General features: G+C 74.0%; 6 protein-coding genes. 2 read left to right on the top strand and 4 right to left on the bottom strand.

All coding sequences use genetic code 11. The features are described from left to right. On the bottom strand, positions 1-780 hold a 780-nt coding region (locus LCE31_RS36260), incomplete at its 3' end, for a DUF5937 family protein (RefSeq protein ID WP_225022163.1). Between the two features lie 242 nt (positions 781-1022). Here LCE31_RS36260 and LCE31_RS36255 point away from each other — a divergent pair. Then, positions 1023-2234 carry an MFS transporter gene (locus tag LCE31_RS36255; RefSeq protein WP_225022165.1) on the top strand — a complete coding sequence of 404 codons (1212 nt, stop codon included), beginning with the start codon at positions 1023-1025 and terminating at the stop codon, positions 2232-2234. On the opposite strand, the gene LCE31_RS36250 is transcribed toward LCE31_RS36255, so the two are convergent. Together LCE31_RS36250 and map are read right to left on the bottom strand one after the other, a co-directional pair. Then, positions 2222-2881 carry a biliverdin-producing heme oxygenase gene (locus LCE31_RS36250; RefSeq protein ID WP_225022160.1) on the bottom strand — a complete coding sequence of 220 codons (660 nt, stop codon included), beginning with the start codon at positions 2879-2881 and terminating at the stop codon, positions 2222-2224. The genes LCE31_RS36255 and LCE31_RS36250 overlap by 13 nt on opposite strands. Positions 2882-3025: 144 nt before the next feature. Then, positions 3026-3883: a type I methionyl aminopeptidase gene (gene map / locus LCE31_RS36245; protein ID WP_225022157.1), complete on the bottom strand. Its 858-nt coding sequence runs from the start codon at positions 3881-3883 to the stop codon at positions 3026-3028. Positions 3884-4016: 133 nt separating this feature from the next. Between map and LCE31_RS36240 the strand changes: the two genes are divergently transcribed. Further along, positions 4017-4235: a hypothetical protein gene (locus LCE31_RS36240; protein ID WP_225022155.1), complete on the top strand. Its 219-nt coding sequence runs from the start codon at positions 4017-4019 to the stop codon at positions 4233-4235. Between the two features lie 58 nt (positions 4236-4293). On the opposite strand, the gene LCE31_RS36235 is transcribed toward LCE31_RS36240, so the two are convergent. Then, positions 4294-5314 (bottom strand): bile acid:sodium symporter family protein (locus LCE31_RS36235; protein ID WP_225022153.1); only part of this gene is annotated, 1021 nt, incomplete at its 5' end.

Genomic DNA, 5314 nt, shown 5'->3' with positions numbered 1-5314 from the left:
GCCCGCGGACGCTCCGCGCCGGTCGCCCCTCCCCCACAACTCCCCGATGCCGCGCGCCGGATAGAGGATCGTCGGCTGCCAGGGCGGCGCGAAACCACTGACGACATCCGGCCACACGAACACACTGGGCATCAGCAGCACACCGCGCCCGTCCAGCCGCTGGGTCACGGGAAAGCCGGGGAAGACATCGCCCACCTGGAGGGTCCTGGTGTCCGCCGACCACTCCACCCGCGGGTCGAGGTCGGCGAACAGCGCTTCGAGTCCCCCGCTCGCGAGCCGTCGCGACCGGTAGGCGATGTCGGCCTCCAACAGGCCGCGCAACCGGGGCCATTCGGGTTCGAGCAGGGCGTGCCAGGCGCGCTCCGTGAGGGCGGCGAGCAGGCGTACGGCGGCGGCCGGGTTCGCCAGCAGCCGCTGCCCGCGCGGTGATTCGAGCGCGCCGGGCGTGCACTCCAGTGAACGCGCCATCTCCACCCGCGCCATGGCCGGGTCGGTCGCCCGCATCCGCGCGATCTCGTCCTCGAAGGACGCCGAGGGGCCCCCGGGGGGCGGCCCGAGGAAGTCGGGCGTGTAGCCGCGTCCGCGCGGCATGAACAGCCAGAGGTCCGCCAGATCGAGACCTGCCGCGGCCGGCCGGGCCCGGGCGAGCCACCCGCGGTGGTAGCGGTGCCGTTCGGTACGGCGCAGGAGCCGCAGCGCCTCGTGGGTCTGGCACAGCGGCGACACGGCGAAGCGGCAGCGGGTCAGGTCCTCGGTACGCAGGTGCATGAGGAGGGGCATGGCGGGCGGAACGTCTCCTGACGGCGGGAGCCGGGGCAGTGGCGAGCGCCGGCGGCCCCGGCAGACGGCGGCGGCGAGCGCCGGCCGCCGTGGCAGCGGCGGTGATTCGGCTCAGGACGAAAGAGTAGAGGGCGCGGTGCGGCGGCGGCCACGCTCCCCGAGTGCGGCCAGGGGCCACGCCCCGCCGCCCGCTTCCCGTCGCGCCCGCGCGCGCCGCCGCCCTCCAGGAGGACCCGTTGACCATGCCCGCACCGGCCGCACGTCCGGCAACCGCGCGCCCGGCCGCCGTACGCGGCGCGCTCGTCGTGGCCGGGCTGATGCTCGCCGCGTTCACCTTCAACACCACGGAGAACCTGCCCGTCGGCCTGCTGGGCGACGTCTCGCACGACCTAGGCGTGCCGCTCGCGGCCGTGGGCTATCTGGTCACCGGGTACGGCGTGACGGTGGCGCTCTTCTCGCTGCCGCTGGCGCGCGCCGTGCGCGCCGTCCCGCACCGGTACGTGCTGGGCGGCGTGGGGGGCGTCCTCGTGACGGCGAGCTGGCTGTCCGCGCTGGCCGGTTCGTACGGGGTGCTGTTCGGCGCGCGGCTGGCCACGGCGCTCGCGCAGGCGCTGTTCTGGGCGGTCATGGGCCCGGCCGCGGTGGGGCTGTTCGGCCCCGAGCGCAGGGGCCGGGTCATCGGGGTGCTGTCGGTCGGCGGGTCGCTGGCGACGGCGCTTGGGGTGCCCGCGGGCACCTGGTTCGGCCGGCACGCGGGCTGGCACGGCCCGTTCGCCGTACTGACCGGTCTCGGGGCGCTGGCGCTGGTGCTCGTCGCGGCCCTCCTGCCGACGACGCGGCCCGGCACCGGCCACGCCGCGTACGGAACGGCGCCGGACCGGCGGGCGTTCGCCGTGGTGCTGGCGACGACCGCCCTGTCGGGCATGGGCGCGTACACGGGGTTCACGTACGTCGAGAAGTTCCTGACGGACGTGAGCGGCTTCCCCGGCTCCGCGGTGAGCCCGCTGCTGCTGGTGTTCGGCGTCGCCGCGCTCGCGGGCATCGCGGCGGCGGGCCCGCTGCTCGACCGGCTGCCGTGGGCGATGCTGGCGGCGCCGGTGGCGCTCCAGACGGCCGCGATGGCCACGCTGTGGGCGGCGGGCGGGACGCGGTGGCTGGTGACGGTGGCGCTGGCGCTGCTGGGCGTCGCGGTCGCGCCGGTCGTGATGGCGTCGCAGGCGCTGGTGCTGCGGGTGGCGCCGGGCCGGACGGAGACGGCCGTCGCGGCGAACTCGGCGGCCTTCAACACGGGGGTGGCGCTGGGCGCGCTGACCGGCGGCCTGATCCTCCCGCTGGTGTCGGTGCGCGGCACCTTCCTGGCCGGCGCGGTGTGCACGGCGGTGGCGCTGGTGCTGCTCGCCCCGCGGGCCCGCCGCGCACGGGCCGGCACATACTCGGGCGCTCAGGCCGGGTAGAGCTCGCCCAGTTCGCGGAAGATCCCGTGGTTGAACGCGTAGGCGCGGCGGCACTCCTCCACGATCCGCAGCTTCTCCGGGCCGTCCACCGGCAGTGCGTCGAGCCGGGTGCGGTAGTCGCGCTTGAAGGCGGCGGGGTTGGCGATGGCGTCGAAGACGTAGAAGCGGACGCCGTCGCCGCCGCGGGCGAAGCCCCACTGCCGCTCGGCCCGGTCCCGCACGATCTGGCCGCCCGACAGGTCGCCGAGGTAGCGCGTGTAGTGGTGGGCCACGTAGCCGCCGCGCCAGCCCGCCGCGCAGTCCTCGATCCTGGCCGCGTACGCGGCCGTCGCGGGCAGCGGCACCAGATCGCTCCGCCAGTCGGGGCCCCGCAGGTACGCGAGGTCGCGGGCGATCTCCGGCGTACGCGCCAGCTCCGGCCGCACGAAGGGGCCCGCGACGGGGTCGTCCGCGAGGCCGTCGCCCACCGCGCCGCCCTCCAGGGCCGCGTAGACGAACCACAGCTGCTCGGTGTAGCGGGCGAAGGCGTCGAGCCCGAGTCTGCCGTCGAGGAGGTCGCTCATGAACGTCGATGCCGTGGTGGCGGAGTGCTCCGCCGCCGAGGCCTCACGAATCCGGGTGGAGAAGGGGACGGTGGCTGTCGACACGGACGGTACCTCCGGGACCAGGGGACGACCGGGGGACAAGGCGAGCTGACGCTCATCTTAGCTTAGGCTTACCTAACTTGTCAGCCTCGGCCTTCTCTCCCACTTCCCGACGCCCCGTCGGTAAAACGGTACCGCTCGCGGGGATCAGGGCAAGGTGAGGATGTCCGCCCCGGCCGCCGTGACCACGAGCGTGTGCTCGAACTGGGCGGTCCGCCTGCGGTCCTTCGTGACGACCGTCCAGCCGTCGTCCCACATGTCGTGTTCGTACGATCCGAGCGTCAGCATCGGCTCGATGGTGAAGGTCATGCCCTCGCGGATCACGGTGGTGGCGTGCGGGCTGTCGTAGTGCGGGACGACCAGCCCGGAGTGGAAGGCCGTGTTGATGCCGTGCCCCGTGAAGTCCCGTACGACTCCGTAGCCGAACCGCTTGGCGTACGACTCGATCACCCGCCCGATCACGTTGATCTGCCTGCCGGGCCGTACCGCCTTGATGGCGCGGTTGAGGGACTCCCTGGTCCGCTCGACCAGCAGCCGGGACTCCTCGTCCACGTCACCGCACAGGTAGGTGGCGTTGGTGTCGCCGTGCACGCCGTTGATGTAGGCGGTGACGTCGAGATTGACGATGTCCCCGTCCCGCAGCACCGTGGAGTCCGGGATGCCGTGGCAGATGACCTCGTTGACGGAGGTGCACAGCGACTTGGGAAAGCCGCGGTAGCCGAGCGTGGACGGGTACGCGCCGTGGTCGCACATGTACGTGTGCGCGACGCGGTCGAGTTCGTCGGTGGTGACGCCGGGCGCGATGTGCTTCGCCGCCTCCTCGCGGGCGTCGGCGGCGATACGGCCCGCGATCCGCATCAGTTCGACGGTCTCCGCGCTCTGCACGTCCGGCCCGTCGTAGCGGTCGGGCATCGGCTTGCCGACGTACGGCGGCCGGGGGATGGCGGCGGGCACGGAGCGCGCGGGAGAGAGTTTTCCGGGGACGAGAAGCTGCTGGCCAGACATGCGGTGAGTCTAACCAGCGTCCCCCGGCCGCCGACGGGGCAGCATGAGGGGGACGGCACGGCCCGGCACGGGAGCCGGCGGGCCGTCGCGGAACGCCGCCGGCGGGCCCGCACGGAGAGGGAAGGGACGGACGATGGCCCTGTTCAAGAAGCACACGGAGCCCAAGGCGGGCGAGTGGTACTACTGCCTCCAGCACAAGACGGTGGAGGAGGGGCTCCAGTGCCCCGCCAAGAACCGCTTCGGCCCGTACGCCTCGCGCACGGAGGCCGAGCACGCGATGGAGAAGGTGAAGGAGCGCAATCTGGAGTGGGACGCGGACGACGAGCCGCGCGGGAACCCACCGGGCGCCTGAGTATGCGCGGGGCCGCCGCGCCGCTCGGGCCCAGGGCCCGGCCCGGGGGCCGTCCGTGCTACTCGGGCACCGGGCCGCCGCGCCGCTCCGGTGCCGGTGACCGCCGTGCACGGCGCGCCATCCACGCCGCCACCACGGCGCCCGACACGTTGTGCCAGACGGAGAAGATGGCGGCCGGGAGCGCCGCCTCCGCGCTGAAGTGCGCGGTGGCCAGGGACGCGGCCAGCCCCGAGTTCTGCATGCCGACCTCGAACGCCATGGCCCGGCTGGCCGGCCTGCCCAGCCGGGCCAGCGCCCCCGCCCCGTACCCGAGCGCGAGGCCGAGGCCGTTGTGCAGGACCACGGCCAGCAGGACGAGACCCGCCGCGTTCTTGATCAGGTCCGCGCTGCCGGACACCACCGTCACCACGATGAGCGCCACGACCAGCGCGGAGATCCACGGCAGCACCCAGAGCACCCGGTTCACCCAGCGCCCCGCGACGAGCCGTACGAGCACGCCCGCGATGACCGGCAGCAGCACCTGCTTCAGGATGTCGGTGACCATCGAACCGGCGTCGACGTTCAGGAACTGGCCCGCGAGCAGCAGCGTCAACGGCGGGGTGAGCAGCGGGGCGAGCACGGTCGAGACCGTCGCGACGGACACCGACAGGGCGACGTCGCCACGCGCCAGGTACGCCACCACGTTGGACGCGGTGCCGCTGGGCGCGCAGCCCACCAGGATGACGCCGGCGGCGAGCTGGGGCGGCAGGCCGAGCAGGTTGGCGATCACCCAGCCGAGCCCCGGCATGATCACGTAGTGCGCGACGAGGCCGAGCCCGACCGCCCAGGGCCGCCTCGCGACCGTCCTGAAGTCCGGGAGGGTCAGCGTCAGGCCCATGCAGAACATGACGATGCCGAGCATCCACGGGGTCGCCGTCCCCCACCCGGTGAAGGCCGAGGGCCGGATCATGCCGAGGGCGCCCGCCGCGAGGATCAGCAGCGGAAAGACGGTGACCGCGCGGTGTGCGGCCCTGTCGGACCCCGCGGCGGTCTCGGACGGCGCAGGACCGGCGGGACCCGGGCCGCCGTGACCGCCGAGC

Source organism: Streptomyces sp. 8L, from assembly GCF_020176795.1.
GTDB lineage: Bacteria > Actinomycetota > Actinomycetes > Streptomycetales > Streptomycetaceae > Streptomyces.
Note: the sequence above shows the minus strand (reverse complement) of the source record. Positions and strands in the feature narration are given on the sequence as shown.

What these genes read in the sequence shown, in the direction of transcription:
- LCE31_RS36240 (WP_225022155.1), top strand. Translation starts at nt 4,017, where the DNA reads ATGGCCCTGTTCAAGAAGCACACGGAGCCCAAGGCGGGCGAGTGGTAC.
- LCE31_RS36255 (WP_225022165.1), top strand. Translation starts at nt 1,023, where the DNA reads ATGCCCGCACCGGCCGCACGTCCGGCAACCGCGCGCCCGGCCGCCGTA.
- map (WP_225022157.1), bottom strand. Translation starts at nt 3,883, where the DNA reads ATGTCTGGCCAGCAGCTTCTCGTCCCCGGAAAACTCTCTCCCGCGCGC.